This is a genomic window from Thiorhodospira sibirica ATCC 700588 (genome assembly GCF_000227725.2).
Taxonomy (GTDB): domain Bacteria; phylum Pseudomonadota; class Gammaproteobacteria; order Ectothiorhodospirales; family Ectothiorhodospiraceae; genus Thiorhodospira; species Thiorhodospira sibirica.
The window spans coordinates 2,017,343-2,038,477 of record NZ_MU255056.1 but is presented as its reverse complement, the minus strand read 5'-3'; the positions used below and the strand labels follow the sequence as shown (position 1 = coordinate 2,038,477).

16 protein-coding genes are annotated in these 21,135 nt (G+C 58.2%); 3 read left to right on the top strand and 13 right to left on the bottom strand.

Features of this window, described 5'->3' with window-relative positions:
* Window positions 1–461 precede the first annotated feature (461 nt).
* Window positions 462–1,904, bottom strand: coding sequence for a transposase (locus THISIDRAFT_RS09570; RefSeq protein ID WP_221913990.1), 1,443 nt, complete (start codon window positions 1,902–1,904; stop codon window positions 462–464).
* 259 nt (window positions 1,905–2,163) lie between these two features.
* Between THISIDRAFT_RS09570 and THISIDRAFT_RS09565 the strand changes: the two genes are divergently transcribed.
* The 3 genes from THISIDRAFT_RS09565 to dusA all read left to right on the top strand — a co-directional run bounded on the left by THISIDRAFT_RS09565 (window position 2,164) and on the right by dusA (window position 6,330).
* Window positions 2,164–3,444 carry a glycoside hydrolase family 15 protein gene (locus THISIDRAFT_RS09565; protein WP_006788871.1) on the top strand — a complete coding sequence of 427 codons (1,281 nt, stop codon included), beginning with the start codon at window positions 2,164–2,166 and terminating at the stop codon, window positions 3,442–3,444.
* Window positions 3,445–3,479: 35 nt separating this feature from the next.
* Window positions 3,480–4,781: an ISNCY family transposase gene (locus THISIDRAFT_RS09560; protein WP_246585315.1), complete on the top strand. Its 1,302-nt coding sequence runs from the start codon at window positions 3,480–3,482 to the stop codon at window positions 4,779–4,781.
* Window positions 4,782–5,343: 562 nt separating this feature from the next.
* Window positions 5,344–6,330 carry a tRNA dihydrouridine(20/20a) synthase DusA gene (gene dusA, locus THISIDRAFT_RS09555; RefSeq protein ID WP_083824625.1) on the top strand — a complete coding sequence of 329 codons (987 nt, stop codon included), beginning with the start codon at window positions 5,344–5,346 and terminating at the stop codon, window positions 6,328–6,330.
* 2 nt (window positions 6,331–6,332) lie between these two features.
* Here dusA and THISIDRAFT_RS09550 read toward each other — a convergent pair whose 3' ends face one another.
* The 12 genes from THISIDRAFT_RS09550 to THISIDRAFT_RS09495 all read right to left on the bottom strand — a co-directional run bounded on the left by THISIDRAFT_RS09550 (window position 6,333) and on the right by THISIDRAFT_RS09495 (window position 21,123).
* Window positions 6,333–6,539: a dodecin family protein gene (locus tag THISIDRAFT_RS09550; RefSeq protein WP_006787737.1), complete on the bottom strand. Its 207-nt coding sequence runs from the start codon at window positions 6,537–6,539 to the stop codon at window positions 6,333–6,335.
* Window positions 6,540–6,623: 84 nt separating this feature from the next.
* Window positions 6,624–7,163 (bottom strand): hypothetical protein, encoded by a 540-nt coding sequence (locus THISIDRAFT_RS09545; protein WP_006787738.1) that lies wholly within the window; start codon window positions 7,161–7,163, stop codon window positions 6,624–6,626.
* Between the two features lie 30 nt (window positions 7,164–7,193).
* Window positions 7,194–8,663 carry a 4-alpha-glucanotransferase gene (gene malQ, locus THISIDRAFT_RS09540; RefSeq protein ID WP_040852512.1) on the bottom strand — a complete coding sequence of 490 codons (1,470 nt, stop codon included), beginning with the start codon at window positions 8,661–8,663 and terminating at the stop codon, window positions 7,194–7,196.
* A gap of 23 nt (window positions 8,664–8,686) precedes the next feature.
* Window positions 8,687–10,420, bottom strand: a complete 1,734-nt coding sequence (locus THISIDRAFT_RS09535; RefSeq protein ID WP_006787740.1) for a glycoside hydrolase family 57 protein — start codon at window positions 10,418–10,420, stop codon at window positions 8,687–8,689.
* Window positions 10,410–11,675, bottom strand: a complete 1,266-nt coding sequence (gene glgC, locus THISIDRAFT_RS09530) for a glucose-1-phosphate adenylyltransferase (RefSeq protein ID WP_006787741.1) — start codon at window positions 11,673–11,675, stop codon at window positions 10,410–10,412. The genes THISIDRAFT_RS09535 and glgC overlap by 11 nt, the downstream gene beginning before the upstream one ends.
* Before the next feature lie 166 nt (window positions 11,676–11,841).
* Window positions 11,842–12,942: a hydrogenase formation protein HypD gene (gene hypD / locus THISIDRAFT_RS09525; protein ID WP_006787742.1), complete on the bottom strand. Its 1,101-nt coding sequence runs from the start codon at window positions 12,940–12,942 to the stop codon at window positions 11,842–11,844.
* A 119-nt stretch (window positions 12,943–13,061) separates the two neighbouring features.
* Window positions 13,062–13,742 (bottom strand): zinc metallopeptidase, encoded by a 681-nt coding sequence (locus tag THISIDRAFT_RS09520; protein ID WP_006787744.1) that lies wholly within the window; start codon window positions 13,740–13,742, stop codon window positions 13,062–13,064.
* A gap of 264 nt (window positions 13,743–14,006) precedes the next feature.
* Complete coding sequence (locus tag THISIDRAFT_RS09515) at window positions 14,007–16,733, bottom strand: DNA methyltransferase (RefSeq protein ID WP_006787745.1); 2,727 nt, start codon at window positions 16,731–16,733, stop codon at window positions 14,007–14,009.
* 135 nt (window positions 16,734–16,868) lie between these two features.
* Window positions 16,869–17,642, bottom strand: coding sequence for a sulfite exporter TauE/SafE family protein (locus THISIDRAFT_RS09510; protein ID WP_006787746.1), 774 nt, complete (start codon window positions 17,640–17,642; stop codon window positions 16,869–16,871).
* Window positions 17,643–17,682: 40 nt separating this feature from the next.
* Window positions 17,683–18,534 carry a tetratricopeptide repeat protein gene (locus tag THISIDRAFT_RS09505; RefSeq protein WP_006787747.1) on the bottom strand — a complete coding sequence of 284 codons (852 nt, stop codon included), beginning with the start codon at window positions 18,532–18,534 and terminating at the stop codon, window positions 17,683–17,685.
* A gap of 44 nt (window positions 18,535–18,578) precedes the next feature.
* Window positions 18,579–19,358 carry an inositol monophosphatase family protein gene (locus tag THISIDRAFT_RS09500; protein WP_217159226.1) on the bottom strand — a complete coding sequence of 260 codons (780 nt, stop codon included), beginning with the start codon at window positions 19,356–19,358 and terminating at the stop codon, window positions 18,579–18,581.
* Between the two features lie 73 nt (window positions 19,359–19,431).
* The gene (locus THISIDRAFT_RS09495) at window positions 19,432–21,123 is read right to left on the bottom strand and encodes an ATP-binding protein (protein ID WP_139064036.1); all 1,692 of its coding nucleotides are present in this window, start codon (window positions 21,121–21,123) and stop codon (window positions 19,432–19,434) included.
* Window positions 21,124–21,135: the final 12 nt, after the last annotated feature.

Genomic DNA, 21,135 nt, shown 5'->3' with positions numbered 1-21,135 from the left:
TTAGGTGTGGCAAAAGTTAGCCCAAGGTTACGGTTGCGACCAAGACTGCTGCCTGATTGACAAATTGGACTGAAGTCCAGCCCTGCCGTTTTGCTTCTACCTCAAACCAGTTGCGTACAGTTTCAGAAACGTTTGAATAGCTGTTGTTTGGCTTGGCTTGGTTATAAAGCGCCAATACAACTTCGCGCTCTACGAGGCGGTGAGGGTTATTAACCGATTGAAGGATAAGGAAAGGATAAGGAAAGGAAGGAAGGATAGGAAATCCAACCGCCTTCACCGCAATATCCCTTCGCCCCGGGGGCCTGTCAAGTCGCAACGGAAGCCCCGTCTGAGCAGCGTCGGCAGCCTATGCGTGTCTGAAATCGGCCCGCCAAGGGGTGGCGAGACGGTTTTTCCGGTGGGCGATGGGTTGGGTTGTGGAAAGCGGGCAACGGTGGGGCTAGCAGCCCAAGGGAGCTGCTTTACCAGGACACCCGCTGGTCGTACTCGCACTCCGGCGCGGGCTGGGCGTAGGGATCACCTGCGGAACCTGCCTCAGCGGCGATGGCATGCTCCGTAGCGTCCTCGTACCACTCCGGCGGACCCCGCGCCTGGGCGATACGGGGCGGGGTGGCGGGTTCGCCGATGTGCTCCAGGATGGCCCGAACGTCCACCGCCTCGGTGATGAAGGCGAGAATCCGCATCTCGGCGCCGCACTGCGGGCAGGTCAACGGAAACGCCTCGTAGATGCGCGCCAGCAGCATCACCCAGAGGTAGCGGGCGGGAGAGCGCCAGAGGGTTGTGGGCAGATCCTCCGCTGCGGTTTTCACCGCCCGGTGGGATGTCGGCGCCGGGACTACAGCCTCGGGTGCCAGAGCGGTGACGGCGGGGCGCAGCGGTGAGTTTGGGGCGAGTACGCCATAGTACCGGTGGCGATGCTGCCGGGGCGGCGGGACCAACGCGGCGATGCGGCCGATCAGCTCCAGCGGCGTGAGGATGATCTGGGTGCGCCCGTCCGGACCCGGTTTGGGCAAGCGATAGATCAGCCACTGCGGGTCGAGTTCCTCCAGCCGGTCGGCGGCGAAGGGAGGACGAGCGCAGTAGCGCAGCAGCCGTTCCAGGCCCTTGCGGTCGTCCGCCTCGATGCGCACGCTCGCATCCAGCGAAAACCCGCCGCCGTGGTCCCACGCTTCCATCTCTTTTCGGGTCTGGGTATCGATCCGCCCACGGCGCACGAATGCCCGGAGAATGCGGCGGCGCACCTGCGTTTGCACGACGCGCACGGCGTCGGCGTCGATGGCCTCTGCCGCGATGAACCGGACACCCCGCTCCGGGTCGGGCTCGAACACGCCGTCGATCACGACGACATGGAAGTGCGTGTGCTCATTCAGCGCGGAACCGAATCGGTGGATGAAGGCCACCGCCCCGGTGCGTGCCTGGGTACTGGCACCCAGGCTGCCGCACAGGTGGCGCTCAATCGCATCCAGAAAAATGCGCAAGGCACTGTTGAGGGCTTCGCGGTCGTGCTGGAGGTGATAGCGTAGCCGCTTGGGTACGGACAGGACCCACTGGCGCACCGGCACGCGAGGCAGAACGTGATCGGCCAGATGTGCTGCGGTCTCGGCCATGCGCCGCGTGTTGCAGGACGGGCAGACACCCCGGCCTTTGCAGGAGAAGGCGATCAGAACGTCATGGCCGCAGGCGTCACAGCGGGCGCGGGCAAAACCATGGGCCAGGATGCCACACTCCAAAAAACGCCTCAGTTCGCGCTCTGCATGCGGTGGTACCTGCGTCTCCCACCACGCGTCCCGCCCCCGCGAGAGAAAAGTCTCCAGGTGGTTTTGCACCACCCGATAGAGCAGTGTATCGGCGGGGCGACGGCGGCGGTAGGGAGCGGCGACGCATCCCTGCAGTTGGACGTCCATGTCCGGGCGGTGTCCGTGAAGGTCTAGTGATAATGACACGATACTGAAGTTTCCAGATCCTGTCACGCGGTTCCGGTCTGGTTCTATGCCAAGCGTCGTGCTCTCGCCTGATCGGTGAGCAGGGTCAGCCACCCTAGATCAAAGCTGATCGCGGCGATCCTGTTCCCGTCATTCAGCACCCTTTCACGTTATCGACAGATTTTCCCTCGATCAATATCCTCTATAATGCGTTTTTCGCAAATTTTGAGGGGAGGCATGCATGGCTGTCCACATTGGCGATCGCCCTCAGATCGACGACTATCAACAGCGCCTGCAATCGGTGCTGGTGGAACAGAATGGACGGATGCTGCTCCCGGAACTGTACTATGTCCCCCCAGAGCATCTGGATGCCGAACGCGACGACCCCGGCAGCCAAATCCGCCAGCCCAATGACAATGTGCCGCTGGTCTGGGCCCAGAGCCTCTACTACCTAGGGCAACTGCTGTCAGAGCATTTGATTGCCGTGGGCGATCTCGATCCCCTAGGACGGCATTTATCCCTCCAGGCTCCCCAAGCACCGCTGGTGCAGGTTGCCCTGATTGCCGAAGATGAAGCCCTGCAGGCCCAGCTATCCACCTATGGCGTGCCCACCCAGGTGCCCAGCCAAGTGGAGCCGGTGCAAATTCGCCATGCCGCAGAGCTAGCCGTTATCTACAGCCAAATTGGCCGCAACGACGTCCTGGGGCTATCAGGGCGTCCCCTGCGCCGCCTGCGCAGCCTGACCACGTCCCGCCTCTTCTACGTCCATGGCGATGCCATAGCTTTCTTACCTTCGTTTTTGGATCAGCAGCAGTTTTATCTAACCATCGACTACCACTTCCTGGTTGCCCAAATCAAAGGCGAACTAGCCTATATCCAGCGCCACTGGAGCCAGTTAGGACGCCCCACTCTTACCCTGTTGCTAACCCACAGCATGTTTGAAGTAGGTCAGCCCAGCGCCATTGGTGAATCACCGTTACTGAAGCTGATTCAGGAGTTGATGAGCGGCCGCTGTGATGATGTCTCCGTGCGCGTTGCGCCGCTGAACCAGTTAATTTCCACAGCGGCGATAGAGCGCATTGATTTCGTCCATGATTTCCGCTTTAGCCAAGCGCCCGTACGTCCTGTCCCGCCCAAGCCCAAATTCTTACCCTTTGATCCAGCGGTCAACCAGCCGCTGACTGGGCCCCAGGAGTTTTTGCTGGAATGCGAAACTGAAGCTGAAGCTATCCTAGACCAATTAAAACAATCCGCTAGCCTCTACGAACAAATCGAGCTGCTAGACACCCTCTGTGAAGTAGAAGGACTGACCTACGAACTTCCCTGGGAGAGCGATCGCCCCCTAACGGTGGCAGATTTGCTGGATGAAGTCTACGAAAAAGCCACCCAGCTTGAGCTTTGGTCGAAGGATAGGAAATCCAACCGCTTTCACCGCAATATATCTTCGGTCCGGGTGCCTGTCAAGTCGCAACGGAAGCCTGTGTTAGCCCAAAGCAGTAATGTCCCCTTCGTCCAATTCTAAAATGTCCCCTTTATATTTAAGCGGGAGGGGCACGCATGACGAAGGAGCACATTACGATGAGTCACAAAGAAATTGACCGACTAGAGATGATTCAGGCGGTGGCGAACAAGCATCTGCGGCAGGCCGAGGCGGCCCAGCGCCTGGGGTTGAGCGTGCGCCAGGTCAAGCGCCTGGTTCGCCGCTATCGTGAGCATGGGGCGACAGGGCTACGCAGTGGCCACCGTGGCCGACGTCCCAATAACGCCATTGCCGAGACAGTACGCCAGGAGGTGCTCGCCTTGGTCAAGACGCACTACACCGACTTTGGCCCCACCCTGGCCTGCGAAAAGCTGGCCGAGCGCCATGGTCATCATCTCTCGGTCGAGACCCTGCGCCAGTGGATGGTGGCCGATGGGCTATGGCAGCCCAAGCAACGCAAGCAAGCCCGCATTCATCAGCGCCGTCCACGCCGCCCCTGCCTGGGGGAGCTCATTCAAATCGACGGCTCGCCCCATGACTGGTTTGAGGTGCGCGGCCCGCGCTGTACCCTGATTGTGTTCATCGACGACGCCACAGGGCGCCTGATGGCCCTGCGCTTCGTGCCCGCCGAGACCACCCAGGCCTACATGGAGACCCTACAGCAATACCTGGATCAGCACGGACGTCCGGTGGCCCTCTACTCAGACAAACACAGCATCTTCCGTGTCAATCATCCTGAGCACGACGGGGAGCTGACCCAGTTTTCCCGCGCCCTCAAGACCCTCGACATCGCCGCCATTCATGCCAACACGCCTCAGGCCAAGGGGCGGGTGGAGCGGGCCAACCAGACCCTGCAAGACCGTTTGGTCAAGGAGCTGCGCCTGCGTGAGATCTCGGACATCGACGCCGCCAACGCCTTCCTCCCCACCTTCATGGCCGACTTCAACGCCCGCTTCGCCGTCGAGCCACAAAGCCCCCAGGATGCCCACCGACCGGTGCTGCACAGCCCCGAGGAGCAGGCCCTCATCCTTTGCATGCACCATACCCGTAAGCTCTCCAAGAACCTTTGCTTCCAGTTCAAGAACCGGGAATATCAGCTTCAGGGACAGGGCAAGGGCTACCGCCTGCGGGGTGCCACCCTCACCGTCTGCGAGGCCTTCGACGGCACCATCACCCTCCTGCACCAGGGGCACATCATGCCTTACCGTCTGTTGGCTGAGGGCGAACCGCCCACACCGCTGGATGATGAAAAAAGTGTCCACCACAGCGTCGACCAGGCCAAGGCAAAACAGACCGCCAAGCCAACCTACAAACCGGCGCCGGACCACCCTTGGAGAGGTCGGGGCAACATCACTCCGGCACCAGCCCAAACACCATAACCACGCATTCTACGGGGGACACTTCTGCTTTGCACAAAAGGGGACTTTTCTGAATTGGGTTGACATAGTTTTGCGCAGAGAGCGCCTGACTTGACATCCTCCCCGCCCTACCTGCCTGCGCCGCGTGCGTCGCGGCAGGTAGGAAGGAGGGGGATTCCCAGCATTGCTGCTGAGCGCTTTCTGCTTCGCCGAGACCTGCCAAATGCCTCAAAGAGACACCGGACTTACAGTTTCTCCACAGACTAACCCCGCCAGCCCGGCGGTTAAAATAAAGATAGCATCCATGTATAAAGAGAGCACGCTACCAAAGAGGAGGCGTCGGGAACAGGAGGCTTGCTTCGCAAGCCGCGCTATCCCTCCTTGGCCTTGCGGCCGGGGTTTCCCGCGCAAACTGATGAAACGCCGCCTCTGGGAGCGCAGAGCGCTGGCTTTACATGCAGGTGACGGTGATTCATGGTAAATCGCATACGCTGTTCAGGAAAAGCAGGCGGGTGTCTGGTGCCCGCTTCTTGCATCTTGAACCCTGAAAATCAATGTAAAAATCAATTCAAGTGGTTGTTTAATGTCTATTAACCGACGTTTTTGTACGGCTCCGATGATGGAGTGGTCGGATCGCCATTGCCGTTATTTTTGGCGGTTGTTGACGCGCCGGGCGGTGTTGTATTCCGAGATGGTGACCACTGCCGCGTTGTTGCACGGAAATCGTGAGCAGTTGCTCGGCTTTGATCCCTTTGAGCGTCCGCTGGCGTTGCAGTTGGGAGGCAATGATCCGCACGCCTTGGCGCAGTGTGCGCGCCTGGCGCAAGAATATGGCTATGATGAGATCAATCTTAATGTCGGCTGTCCGTCGGATCGGGTCCATGCCGGGCAGTTTGGCGCCTGTCTGATGGCTCAGCCTGAGACGGTGGCCGCCTGTGTGGCGGCGATGCGCTCCGCCTGTGATTTGTCGGTGACGGTGAAAAGCCGTATTGGGATTGATGCCCAGGATAGTTATGCCGATCTGCACCGCTTTATCGAGACGGTGGCTCACGGCGGTTGTGAGGTGTTTATTATTCATGCCCGCAAGGCTTGGCTGAATGGCTTAAGTCCCAAGGAAAATCGCTCCATTCCGCCGCTGGATTATGCGCGGGTGCATCAGATCAAACAGGATTTCCCGGCTCTGGAGATCATTATCAACGGCGGGATTGTGCGCCTTGAGGAAGGGCTGGCGCAGCTTGGGCCGGTGGATGGGGTAATGGTGGGGCGCGAGGCCTATCAAAATCCCTATCTGCTGGCGGCGGTGGATCAGATGTTTTATGGGGATGATCGACCCATGCCTACGCGGGCGGCGGTGATGGCGGCATGGATGGAATATGCGCAGCATCAGCTTGAGCGTGGGGTGCCCTTGCAGGCGATGACCCGGCATATTCTGGGGCTGTTTCATGCGCAGCCACGCGGCCGTCTGTGGCGGCGTCATTTGAGTGAAAACGCCCACCGCGAAGGGGCGGGCGTTGCGGTGGTGGCGCAGGCGCTGGCGTTGACGCGCCGACCTGCGCCGGGTGATGGCTGAATCTAGCCTTCGTATTTGAAGGAGACGTTGATCCGGGCGCGATAGGCAATCACGTTGCCGTGATCATCCAGCTTGAGGTCCAGTTTGTTGACCTCAACGACGCGCAGGTCTCGCAGACTTTCGCGGGCTTTATCCACGGCGGATTTGGCGGCTTCTTCCCAGGAATTAGGGCTGGTGCCGATCAATTCAATGACTTTATAAACACTCATGGGTTTTTATACCTCCACCTGCATCGGCTGTGCCGATTTTTTTATGTTCGCAACACGCTCAAAAGGGTGTTGCACCGTTGTGGCCTAAAACCGCAGGCCATCTAAAAACTTCTGGACATGGGCGCTGAGGGTGCGTGTGTCTGCATCCGGGCCGGTGGCTTGAAGCCAGATATTCGGGCCGGGAATAAAGACATGCACCGAGCGCATGCGCCGTTCGGATTGCGGATCACGGATGCTCGCGGCAAAGTAACGTGCAGACAGCCCTTTACGCACCTCGAAGGTGTCTTGTGCCTCCATCTCCGCGCCCATCTGGCGCACCATCTCCGGGAAGTTTTCCAGATTCATGTTAAACATTTCATCCTGACTTGCGGTGATGACGCTGATGTGAATCTTTTCATCGGCGATCACCATGTTATACGTTGAGCCCATCGGCACTACGCCGCTGGGAATCTGGATACTGAAGCGTCCGAAGGCGTCCTGCAAGACATTGGCGCGGTCATTGCTGGCTTGGGTGGCACGCAGACCGGGATTGAGTTCAGGCCACTGCTGGGCAGTGCTGTGTAATGGCATGGCCAGTACGCCCAAAAAAACCGCCAGTGGAATCAGATGGTGATGTTTTGGCATAGATCTCGTCTCGTGAGCAAGGTTAAGAGGTTAATGAGCACTGCCATCGCGTCCGTACAGGTGCAGCAAGTGGCGCAGCTGGTGTTCAAGACCCTCGGGGATCATTTCCCAGGCAAAACGCCATGACCAGTTGTCTTCCACGGTGCCGGGGGTGTTCATTCGGTGGGCGGTGTCTAAGGATAATAAATCCTGCAGGGGGATCACGGCCAGACGCGCCGTTGATGCCAGCGCACAGCGAATCAAGGGCCAGGGCATGGCCTCCTGCGGTTGTCCCAGATACGCCAGAGCGTGTTCACGACACGGCGGGGTGCAGCTGCTGAACCAGCCCAGTGAGGTGTCATTATCATGAGTGCCGGTGTAAACCACGCAGTTTTCGACATGATGATGCGGCAGATAGGGATTATCGGCATCGCCACCAAAGGCAAATTGCAGGATTTTCATCCCTGGCAGTCCAAATTGATCACGCAAGGCTTCGACCTCGGCGGTGATAATGCCCAAATCCTCGGCCACCAAGGGCAATACGCCAAAATGTTGCTTGAGTCGTTCAAACAGCGCCACGCCGGGGGCCTGTACCCAGTGTCCGTGCATGGCGGTGTCGGCCTGTGCGGGAATGGACCAATAGGCTTCAAAGCCGCGAAAGTGGTCGATGCGGATCAGATCCAAAAGCTCCAGCGCCCCGTCGATGCGCTCAATCCACCAGCTAAAGCCTTGTTTTTCCATCTCCACCCAATTGTAGTGGGGATTGCCCCAGCGCTGTCCGGTGCTGGAGAAATAATCCGGCGGTACACCGGCAACAGTGAGCGCCCGCCCGGCCTCGTCCAGGTCAAATAAGGTGCGTTGTGCCCAAACATCGGCGCTGTCATGTGCCACAAAGATCGGCATATCCCCAAACAGCAGGATGCCTTTTTGGTTGGCGTAGGCTTTGAGTTCTCGCCACTGGCGATAAAACACATATTGGGCGAAACGGTGATGTTCCAGGACAGGATGCAGGCGCTTTTGGAGTGCCGCCAGTGCCGTGGGGTTGCGGGTGCGCAGATCGCTATCCCATTCCCACCACGGCGCGCCTTGGCGTTCGTTTTTGATCGCCAGAAACAGGGCATAATCATCCAGCCAGTGCGCCTGTTGGCTGATGAAGTGCTGATAGGCCGCGTGCTGTGCTTCATCGGCCTGCCGCATAAAGCCCGCATAGGCGCGTTGCAAGGGCGCACAATCAAAGGGGTTGCGATAGCTGTGCGGGTCTTCGCTGAGATCGTCAAGCCAGCCCCAGACGCCTAACTGTTCCAGGCAGATGAGCTGCACATTGCCGCCATGCACGCTGAGGCATTGATAGGGTGAGCCGCCCGGATGGGTCTGATTGAGTGGGAGCATTTGCCAAACCGCCATTCCGGTGCGTTCCAGCCAGTCCACAAAACGGTACGCATCGGCCCCCAGCGTACCCAGCTTGGCGGGTCCTGGCAAGGATGTCGGATGCAACAAGACGCCTCCCCGGCGTTGCTGCATGAAGGTGGGTATGCTATCGCGGTTCAAGGTTCGGACTCCTTATCGGCCTGGCCTTGTCGCATGGTGCCCCCCGTTGCGGGAGCGCCGCCACCGTGGGTAAAGCGCTGCGTAAGGTAGGTCGGCGGCGTCACCTCAATGAGGTGATATAAATTCGTCAGGTGCAGCCGATAGAGGCGCTCAAAGTCACTGACCGCCGTGGCGGGATTGTAATCCCCAAACCACCAGCACCAGTCAGAGCCTTCACAGATCGCCAGTTGCAGCGTGGCCTCGTGTAATTGGGTGGGCGTGAGGCGGTGTGCTGCCACAGCTTGATCATATTGCTGCTTGGCCTCAAGCAGCATCTTCCAGCCGCGATTTTTGTCCGCAGAGCCAATCCAGGTGGCAAAATTGCCATAGACCCAGCTACCGGCAACCAGATGTTTAAGGGGCGCAGCGGTGAGCCGGGCTTTGCAGTCGCTGAAGGTCGTCAAATTCAGACGCGGGTGTGATGCCAGTTTGGTGTACAGCGTCTGGAGAAAATAATAGCCGTTGGCGGGATAATATTCCCAGGCGTTTTCCCCATCCAGAATGATGGAAACAACGCGCTGGCCCAGGGTGCCCTTCGCCTCAGCCTGATTTGCAATATGTTCCAGATGAGAGAGCAGATCCGCCACGGCATCATCAGCATGCCAGGTGGCATACTTAAAGCCCACCGCATCGGAGAGGCCATCGTCGCGGAAAAACACCCAGGTGTCTTGATCGGCCAGCCGATAGGGTTGATAGAGCCAGTCTTTATCCGCATCGGGACAGGGGCGTTGTGCCTGTTGCAGGCTGTTTTTTAACACCGTTTCGCCAGTGGCTGTCCAGGCGATACGATGCTGTGCCAGGGCGGCGATGGTGGTTTCACTCAGACCGCCTTCCGAGGGCCAGCAGCCCACCGGCGGCGTATCAAAATAGTTCGCAAAGGCCTCCAGACCCTGCCGGATATGCCAGTCAACCCGCACCGCCCCCCCTGGATATTGCGCAGGCTCGGGTAAGGGAACCTCAGGCTGCGCCTCGTGGGCGCTGCGCAGATCCTGCAACAAGGGCATGATCGGATGCGCATACGGGGTAAATGAAAGCTCAATGCGCCCCTTTGCGGCCAGACACTGATACCGCCCAATGACCGTGCTGAGCAATTCATGAATGATCTGCACCAGCTCGCGCCGATCCTCCAGAGAAAAGGCCGCGCCTTTGTCCATCAAGCGTTGAATGCGCGCATCTTCTCGGCGCACGGTTTCGCCCATCCAGACCAGATGAAACCAGGTCAGCAGGTCGGTGAAAAAATGATCTGCCTGATAGGCAAAGCGGCTGGGCGCTTGCTCCAGCCATTGCACCATATCGACCAAGGCCACATAGTGCGGGTAGGGTTCAATCAGGTGAGTGCGGTTGGCCTTGATACAGGCCTGCGCCAAGGCGCTGCGTTCCTGCGGATTGCTCGGCACCGGCCCGCCACCGAGCACGGCCAGGAGTGGATCAGACAGGGGGGTGTTATCTGCCAGAAAGGCACCCAACTGCTGGGCATAATCATCAATCTGCTCAAGCAGCGTGGGCGCGAAATTCACCACCACCCTGGCATCCGGACAGGCCTCCAGATGCGCCACCATGTCGGTGTAGTCTTTGATGGCATGTAAATACACCCACGGCAGGGCATAATCCCCGGTGCGCAAATCCCGGTAATACGGCTGGTGCATGTGCCAGCACAGCACCACCGATAATTTCTCGGTTTCAGCGGCCATAATGCACGGCTTGCCCAAGCATTTCAGGGGTCACGACGGTCACTCCACCGGGCGAGACATAAAAACGCTTGGCATCGGCGACCGGATCTTCGCCAATCACCGTCCCGTCAGGCACGACGCAATCACTTTCCAAAATGGCCTTGGTGATGCGGCAATGCCGCCCAATCTCCACATCCGGCAGAATCACCGAGTCTTGAATGTGGCTGTAGGCATTGACGGTCACATTGGAAAACAGCAGCGAGTGGCGAATGCTGGCCCCGGAGATGATGCACCCCCCGGAAACCATCGAATCTACCGCCATGCCGCGACGGTCGTCATCATCAAAGACAAATTTGGCGGGCGGCAATTGTTCTTGATACGTCCAGATCGGCCAGTCCTGATCATACAGATTCAGCTCAGGGGTCACTCCGATCAACTCCAGATTGGCCTGCCAATAGGAGTCAATGGTGCCCACATCGCGCCAATAGGCCTGTGTGCCGGTCTGCGCATCACGAAAGGGATAGGCCAGCACCCGGTAGCGCTGAATCACATCCGGAATAATATCTTTGCCAAAATCATGACTGGAGCGCGGCGTGGCGGCATCCTTACTCAGCTGCTCAAATAAAAAGGCGGTATTGAACACATAAATCCCCATCGAGGCCAGCGCTTTATCGGGTTTGCCCGGAATGGCCTGGGGCTTTTCCGGCTTTTCGGCAAATTCTCTCACTCGCCCCTGCTCGTTAACCCCCATAACCCCAAAGGCACGGGCGGTATCCACATCCACCTCCAGACAGCCCACGGTCATATCGGCTTCATTTTCGACGTGATAGGCAATCATGTCGCCGTAGTCCATCTTGTAGATATGATCCCCGGCAAGGATCAGGACATAGGCCGGATTATGCGCCCGGATGATGTCGATATTTTGATACACCGCATCCGCCGTGCCTTCATACCAGGAGGTTTCAATACGCTGCTGGGCGGGCAGCAGTTCCACAAATTCACCAAACTCGCCGCGCAAAAATCCCCAGCCGCGCTGGATATGCTGGATCAGGGAATGCGATTTATATTGAGTCAAAACCCCGACCTGGCGAATGCCGGAGTTGATGCAATTGGACAGCGGAAAATCAATGATGCGGAATTTCCCCCCAAAGGGCACCGAGGGCTTGGCGCGCCACAGGGTCATTTGTTTTAGACGCGAACCGCGACCGCCCGCCAGAATCAGCGCCAAGGTATCGCGCGTAATACGACTGACAAAACGTTGAGATTTAGGCTTCATAAGATAGACATTCACGCCGCACCCTTGATGCGCTTGATCGGGGCAAGGAAGCAGCGTCCTCCATGTAAGTGGGTGACAAAAAAAGACCCATCAAGGGTAACTGTTTAGCCCATTGATGCCAAGCCAGCAACGCGCTTTATCTATCCGGTATGTGCTAAAGAGGCACTCATGCGGCGTGCTGTCCGCTGGCCCACCAGATCTGACAAGCGCCTTCATCCGACACCATGCACGGCCCCACCGGGGTATGCGGGGTGCAGCGACGCCCGTAGAGCGGGCATTGATCCGGGTAACGCTGGCCCAACAACACCTCCGCACAGGCACAGCCCGGCGGCATATCCTGCGGCGCTGCCTGGGCAATGGCGCGCTGCTGTGTCGCAAAAATCAGCCGGGCATCATGCGCCTGATAGGCCGGTCGCAGCGCAAAACCGGATGCGGGCAAAACGCCAATCCCGCGCCATTGACTGTCGATCACCTCAAACACCTGATCCAGGCAGCGCTGCGCCTGCAGATTACCGGATTCGCTCACCGCCCGCGCATAACAATTATCCACAAAGCAGCGGGGGGGCTGGCTCAGCCGCTGACGCAAGACCGAATACACCGCCGCCAGCAGGCTATCCGGGGTAAACCCCGCCACTGCACAGGCTATTTGATACTGTTCGCTGACAAAATTCCACTCCCTCGCCCCCATCACCGTCGCTACATGACCGGGGGCAATGAGGGCATCAAAGGCGCTGGCCTGAGTATCAAGTAAGCGCGCCACCGCCGGCCAGGTCAGGCGGCCCGACAGCAAGACCGCCAGATTATCAGGCACCCCTTCGGCCAGCATCGCCGCCACCGGAGCCATCGTAGTCTCAAAACCCGCAGCGAAAAACACCACCTGCCGGTGCGGGTGCTGTCTTGCCAGAGCCACCGCCTCTTGCGGGCTGGCCAGCGGAACAATGGCCGCGCCCTGGGCCTTGGCCTGCGCCAACGAGCGAATCTCGCCGCTTTCTGCATTGATCGGCACACGCAGCATATCGCCAAAGGCCGCCAATAAAACGCCTTCATGCAAGGCCAGCGCTAGCGCCAGGCGGATATCGACCTCTGGACACACACACACCGGACACCCCGGCCCCGGCACTAATTCAATCGCCTTGGGCAACAGGCTACGCAGGCCCGCGTGTGTGATCGAACGCTCATGACCGCCGCACACATTGAGGATACGCACGCGCTGGGGCACGCTAAACTGCTGGATGCGCTGGAGATAATCCTTAGCCTGTAAATGCATGGCAAAGACCTTTATTCAGGACAGTAGAAAGAACGTGGCGGCCCCTTCCAGGTGTCGCTTAAAAATCAGCGAACGCAAGAGGCGTCCGCCACGGCTGGAAGCCGCCGCCACGGTGCGCATTAGCGGCGGATGATCGCCAGCCAGCGCCAGAGATTAAGCGTTGAGGCCAGTGCCGTGGCGACATAGGTCAAGGCGCAGGCCGTCAGAATGCGCCGGGCAGCGCGGTAATCGCGTGGCGGGATATACCCACGGGTCAGCATCGGCAGGGCGCGCCGATAACTGGCATCCAGCTCTACCGGCAAGGTCACCAGATGCACCAGCGCCGCCACCCCAAACGACAAGGCCCCCGCCAGCAGCATCATACCCGCGCCCAGCGGCGAACGGCTCAGCAAGGCCATCACGGGCATCAGCATCATCAACCAGGCGCCGACTTTTTCCGCCCGCTGCGCCGCAAACACCAGACGGGTGCGCACCAACAGCGGCGTATACCCTTCGTGATGCTGCAAGGCATGACCGACCTCATGCGCCGCCACCGTCACCGCCGTCAGGGAACGCCCCTCAAAATGCGCCAGCGACAAGCGTACCGCTTTCGCCTGGGGATCATAATGATCACCGGCCTCGGTTACTTCCACCGGCACATGCTGCAAGCCGCGCCGATCCAAAAGATGGCGCGCCAATTCGCCCCCAGTACCGGGAAAATCCTCACGCGCCTGACCATAATGACGCAACACCGCCTGAGCCCAGAACGCCGGCAGATAAAAGAGCAAGAGTACGAAAATGATCAGAATGAACAGCAACATGCGCGCAGCATAGCACAAAGCTACCACCAAAAATTAAAGCGCTTATCGACTCACTGGAACGCGCAGGCTTTGAGAGACGACGCTTCACCCCGGAGCGCCGAGTTGTACTCGTCAGCAGTTAAAGAACTCCCCCCTGTTAAGAGGGAGTCCCGCCGCAGGCGGGGTGGTTATCTGGAGCGCCGACGTGTAGTCGGCTGGTTTTAAATCCATATCTGGGCTGCCTGACCTGCCGAGTGCAACTCGGCGCTCCAAGGTGCCGGTGGGTTATGCAAGGCTTTGGTAGCGTTGGAAGAGGAAGCCGACGCGTTGGGCTTCGGTGGTGAAGCCGTGTTTGCCGTAGGCGGCGTCAACGGCGCGGTCGTTGGCTTGGTGGGCTTTGCGCAGGTCGTGGGGCATGGCCAGCGGGTCATACAGATCGGCAAGGGTGGCCTCGGGGTGGTTGGCGCGGGCGTCGAGAATGGCTTGTGCGGTTTTTTCGATCTGTACGCGCTGGGCGTCGGTGGGTTCTGGCCAGGGGAAGTTGTTGTAAACAATCAACGCCGAATATTGATAATCGCTTTTTAATCTACCGCAAACTTGCCGTGTCCAAGCCATGTGCATCACTGAACACAATACGCCCAGATGATAGAGCGTTGCGTTATCAATTAGGCGTAGTTTATCCCCGCACAAGGTATCGGCCCCAAGAAAAGCCATCGGAATATATTCTCGTCTTTCAGAAGAGACTTGCGGCAAAGCGATATAAGGGCCTGTGGGAATAAACTCGGTATGGAATCGCCGAGGCATATTAGCTAGTCGTTGCGTTGGAGCACTTTTGCTGTTTTGGCGAAATTTTTTGACAGCTTCAACCCGTTTCATGCAATGCGGTAGATTTCGTAATTCTTGGGGACTGCATTCGCCCAACCATAAATACCAGCGTTCAATGCCATTTAAAAACTCACGTCCGCCAAGCCAACGCTTGAAGAAAGGGGCTGCTTTAGGTTCCAGATCAAGAAAGCTGGCTTTTTCTTCTGGCGTGAACAGATAATTTCCATCATCAATCGGTTTATTTCCGCTGACCATTTTGGGCGCATCGCACAGAGGCAGTTGGCGCCTAAGTAATATAACATCCGGCCCTTCGGTCAAATACGGATTGATATTGCTTACGGTCGTTTCCACCAATTTCCCTTGCGTGAGTTCATAGCTAAACAGCCGTTTTATCTCACGTTCCTGCAACGCAAAACCGACAATGACACAATGCACTGCCGCCGCGCCGGGTGCGTCGCTTTTCCATTGAAAGGTGCGATGGGCAAAGTTGATATGCACCCCTTTGGCTAACAGCCCCGGCCATAGTGCGCCCACTTGTTCGCCTTGGGTGATGGAGTTGGTGGAGACAAACGCGGTTTCTATCACGGGGTTGTGCTGCATGAACTGTGTCGCTTTGACATACCAGCCGGAGACAAAATCAAGTAAGCCTGAACTTTTATTTCCAGCATGAACTCGCTCATGGTCAGCACGCTGTTCCTTGCTCATCCAACGCCCACCGACAAACGGCGGATTGCCCAGAATGTAGCTGCACTGCGCTGGGGCGATGACCTGCGTCCAATCCAGTTGTAGCGCATTGCCATGCACGATATTGGCGGATTTCACCAAGGGGATGCGCACAAAGGCGTTGCCAAATTCTTTGGAAATGGCGATGTTCATTTGGTGATCCATCAGCCACATGGCGGTTTTGGCAATCTGCGCCGGCCATTCTTCAATTTCAATGCCGTGGAATTGATCGACATTGACTTTGACGTACTGGTCTACCGCATCCAGGGATAACTGCTGGCTCATTTCAACGGCGTAGAGTTCGCGGATGAGGTCTAATTCCAGCAGGCGCAGTTCCCGATAGGCGATGATCAAAAAGTTGCCACAGCCGCAGGCGGGGTCAAAGAAATGCAGGCGGCTGAGCTGTTCATGAAAGCGTTTGAGCCGGGCCTGTTTTTGGGTGCTGCGGTCTTGGCTCAGGCGGGTAAATTCTGCGCGCAGTTGCTCCAGAAATAAGGGGCCGATGAGTTTGAGGATGTTTTGTTCACAGGTGTAGTGCGCGCCGAGATTGCGGCGCAGGTCTTTGTCCATGATGCCTTGAAACAGGCTGCCAAAGATGGCCGGACTGACCTGGCCCCAGTCCAGTTCGCAGCAGTCCAGCAGCAGGGTGCGTAAACGGCTGTCAAAGGCGGCGATGCGCAGGCGTTCGGCGAAGAGTTGGCCGTTGATGTAGGGGAAGGCGGCCAGTTGTTCGTCGCGGAGTTTGAGGCGTTTGGTGTCGGGGGTGTTGAGGACTTCAAAGAGTTCGGCAAGGCGGGCGGCAAGGTCGGAGCCATCGATGCTGGTGCGCTGCTGGATGAATTCCTGAAAGGCGCCACGCGGCAGGAAAATCCCGGTATCCTCGGCAAACAGGCAAAACAAAATCCGCACCAGATAGACTTCCAGATCATAGCCGTCGTAGCCAATCTCGCGCAGCCCGTCATGTAGCTGGGCGAGTTTATGCGCCGCCTGCATATTCACCGGGTCTTGTTCTTTGTAGACGCGGTTTTCATACCCGGCGATAAAGCCAAAGGTCTGGATGTGTTCGGGCAGGGCGCTTAAGGGAAACTGGGTGTGGGTCTGGGCGTCGAGGTCATACAGATGAAACTGGGCAAAATCTGACACAATCACATAACGCGGCAGTTCTTTGTCGCTCAGGCCGCTGAAGTAATCCAAGGCTTGCGCATAGGCACTGTCTAAATCCTTGCCGCGTGATTTGTGTTCGGCCAGCAACACCCCCGGCCAGAATAGATCAATAAAGCCCCGCTGGCCGCTGAGTTTTTGCACCTGCTGCTCGAAACTGGCCAGGCGCCGGCGCTCTATCCCGAAGATGTGAAAAAACTGATCCCAGAAGGTCTTGGCCTCGGCCTCTTCACGGTATTCCTCCGCCCATTCGTTGGCAAAGCGGATACTGCGCTCGCGGATTTCGTTCCAACTCAAGGGCATAAGACTGACTCCATGTGATGTGGGGATGGGGTGTTTATGCGGGGATTTTAGCAAAAAGCGGATGGGGTGGGGGTCAGGCTTTTTAACCACCCCGCCCCTGACGGGGCACCCCTCCTTAATAAGGAGGGGTGTTTTTTAAGATGATGCCGCCACAAATTCGCGCAGAAACTGTAGCAAAAGTAATGCGCACAGTCCCCACAGCAGTGCCCGTAGCCAGTGGATGTAGCGCTGGGCGGGGATGTGGGCGCGTAACCACATGCCGCTGCGCAGGCCGATCAGGGCGACTACGCCGATGGGGATCGACCAGAGTAATAAAGGCGCGGAGAGTAGTCCCAGGATGGCAAAGGTGCTGACCTGTGCGGTTTTGCCCACGAGAAAGCACAGGTTTAGCGCCTGTACCCACACCACCGGCGCCAGGCGCAGTTCCATGAAATAGATCAGTAGGGGCGGGCCGCCAACGTTGACGGTTCCGCCCAGAAAGCCGCCCAACAGGCCAAAGCCGATACCGCTGCGGCGCGGGTGGTTGCGTACCCATTGCCAGTTGATCTGGCGCAGATGGTGGCTGAGCAGATACAGTGCCAGAGTCAGCGCCAGTAACAGGCGAAAGGGATTGGGATCCATCTGGCTTAAAAGCCAGGTACCGATCACCGAGCCGCCCAGCATCCATACCGCCACCGGCCAATGTGCCCGCACGCTGTCGAGCCACTGGCCGCCGTGTAGCAGGCTCCAGATGTTCACGGCGATATTGGGTGCCAGGGTGAGCAAAATGGCAGTTTTGACATCGCTGAAAGCGGCCAGCACCGGGGTGGCTACCATCGGAAAGCCAATGCCGAAGGTGCCGTGTACCAGTCCGGCCAGCAGCACCACGCCAAAGGCTATGAGCAGTTCGTTGAGGGTGAAGGCGTCCAAGGCGGGCGTGATTTACAAAGCGTGTACCAGCATGGCGGGCTTATTCCTGGCGGGCCATTTCTTGCGCTTCAAGCAGCTGCTCTGGTCCGAGATTACGCGCCACGCGGTCGCGCTGGGTCAAAGCCTCGGCGTGTCCTTGCGCGGCGGCCCGGTTAAACCATTTATGCGCCAGCAATTCATCCACCTCGGCCCCGCGTCCTTGCAGATACAGCTCGCCCAAGGCAAACTGCGCCTCGCGCTGCCCCTGTTCGGCGGCCCGTTCATACCAGGCCTTGGCCAGCAGATAATCCTGCGGCAGGGCATAGCCGTGGTCATACATGGCGCCCAGGGCATATTGTGAATCGGCATCGTTTTGCTCGGCGGCTTTGCGCATCCACTGAGCCGCTGCACGATAATCCCGCGCAACCCGCTGACCGCGAGCGTATAGGTCGGCCAGGGCTTTTTGGGCGGTTAAATCGCCTTCGCTGGCGTCTTTTTGCAGGTACTCCAGCAACCGGGGCAGATCTTCATGGGTTCCTCGCTCGGCCAGCAGCATTTCCCACAGTGCCCGCTGGGCCCGACGATCTCCCTGTGCAGCCGCCAGGCGGTACCAGTGCTGGGCACGGCGATCGTCGGGCGGGATGCCTTCGCCATTGGCTAGCATCCGTCCCAAGGTGTATTGGGCTTCCAGATGGCCTTGTTCAGCCGCCAGCCGATACCAGCGCATGGCGGCATGTACATCGCGGGCAACCCCACGACCCTGTTCATGCATCTGTCCCAGCCGGAAATAACTGGCGCTGTCACTTTGTGCCATCACGCCCGGCACACACAGCAATAGGCAAAGTGCCATCACGCCTGCATACAGACCGGGGATATGCAGACGATGCATACAGAGAAGGAGAGAAAGCGACATGGGCAGACCTCGTGAGCAATGCGCCTAACTGCAGCGCAATTTATTTAGTCCTCGTCAATTCCCAACAAACGCAGCGCCTTGTCATGCAAGACCGGATTTGCCGCCGCCAGTACGCTGGTGGTTTCCAGGCCGATCGGCTGACCGTCAAGATCGGTAAACACCCCACCGGCCTCATTGACCAGCATGGTCAGCGCCGCAATATCAAGAATATTGACATCCGATTCAATCACCAGATCAATGCGCCCGGAGGCCAGCAGATGATAGTGATAAAAATCACCATAGCCACGGGTGCGCTGCACCTTCTGGATGAGACGCCCCAGACCTTGCCAGCGTTCGCCCTGGGTCAGTGTGGTGAGATTGCCCAGTGATAAGGTGATCTCTGGCAGGTGTTCTTTGTGGCTTACCTGAATCGGCTGCTGATTGAGATACGCCCCCAGACCCTTTTCCGCATAGGCCAGCTCCTGAAACTCCGGGGCATTGGAAACCCCCAGCACCAGCTCACCGTCGCGCATTAGGGCAATCTGCGTGGAAAAGAAGGGATAGCCGCGCACAAAGCTTTTGGTACCATCAATCGGATCAATCAGCCAGACATATTCAGCATCGGCACGCTCGCGCCCGGTTTCCTCGCCATAAAAGCCATGATGGGGAAACATCCCGAGAATGCAGGCCTTAATCGCCCGTTCCGCCTCAATATCGGCCACCGTCACCGGCGTTTGATCGGCTTTGAGCTTGACTGCAACGCCCTGGCGGTAGTAGTGGCTGATGATTTCCTGGGCGTTCAGGGCCGCATCCAGCGCCGTTTGTAAAAAGGGACTCATAAAGATGTTTTAGCTCCGTTAGCCGAGACAATCGGCACAAGACCGTGCCGCCAATAGTAGCGCAAAACCGTGCTTTAACCTACAGGCTTAAGCCATCTTGGGCTTGGGCGGCGGAGACGGAGGGGCGTACTTCGCTTAATGCGCTGTGGAAATCAGCCTGACGCACGCTGATATGTTCCAAAATCGCCTCGTCGCGCTCAATCCATGCTTCCATATCTTCACCCAGGGCGCGATACAGTGCCATCAGGCCGGCTTTGGCGCACAGGGCCGCCAGATCGGCACCGGTGTAGCCCTGCGTGTGATCCGCCAGCCACTCCAGCGCTACGTCGTTATACAGCGGCAGTTTGGCCGTATGCAGACCGAGAATGTGCAGGCGATCATCGCGCTCGGGCAGGCCAATATGGATGCGATGATCAAAGCGCCCAGGGCGCAGCAGCGCGGGGTCGAGAACGTCAAGGCGGTTGGTGGTGGCAATCACGCAAATCTGTTCACGCCGATCAAAGCCATCCAGCAGGGCTAAAAACTGTGCCACCAGGGTGGCTTCAAAGCTTGAGCTGCTGCGCCCCCGGTCAAAGGCAAAGGCGTCAATCTCATCAAAAAACAGAATGCTGGGTGCCTGTTTGGCGGCCTGGGCGAATAAATCGCGCAGGCGTTTTTCGCTTTGGCCGTGCAATGCGGATAAAAACTCAGGCCCCTTCACCGCAAAAAAAGCGGCATCGACCTCATGGGCCACGGCTTCAGCCAGCAGGGTCTTGCCACATCCGGGCGGCCCATATAGCAAAATCCCACGCGGCGCACGAATCCCCAGACGTTTGATTAAATCGGGAAAGCGCAAGGGGACTTCCACCGCCTCACGAATCAGGCGAATGGCCTCGCGTTGTCCGCCGACATCGGCATAGCCGATACGTTGCTCGGTTTGCGGGGTAAAGGGGCTGGGCTCGGTCCATTCTGTATCGCGAGGCGCACTGGGCGAGGCGGCAGGTGGGTGTATGAGCGCCTCGACCGGGGCAGGCGCGGGCGGGGTCTGTGCTGCCGCTTCATCCACGACTTTAGCGGTCACGCTGGAATCCATATCGGTGCGTCCGGCCCACGAAGGCGGGGGGCTTGAGCGCAATACGCCGATGGGGTGTTGCTGGGCATCAAAACGATACTGCCAGCGCGGGTCATCACGCGGGGCGATATGTGCGGGCAGTTGCTGAATGCGGCTGTTTAAGGCTTTGAGATCCAGCAGCGGACACAGATCACAGCATTGTTCGCGGGCGTGTTGTTGCAGGGCCTGTTGCAAGGCGGCATGATCAATGTGATAGACCCCTTCGCCATCCATGTGTCCGTAGTCATACCAAGGCTTAGCCTCCAGATGTCCCGCCAGCGGATCATCCGCCACCAGAAAACGGCATCCGGTCAACAAAAAGGCAGGATCATCGCGCCAGGTAGTGCCTGCCTTGGGCTTAATGAATGGCGCCTCCCCCTGACAATAGCGTTGCGGCGACGGCGCCAAAACAGCCTGTTGCAGGCAGCCAAAAATGTGCTGAAATTCAGTCGCAGTGACCTCACGCCCATCAATCCACACGCGCAATTCCGGCCAATGTCCCATCTGCTGCCACAGCCGCGTAAATAACATCAGCTCATGGTGTGAATCTCCCAAAGAGAGACGATAGACATCGCGCATGGCGACATTGACCATGCGAAAACCGGGCTGTTTGCGCAAGGTGTGCCAGAAAACAAAAAAGCGCCACGACCAGCGTGGACGCATCTCAAGAGATATGCTCAAAGGTTGGGAATC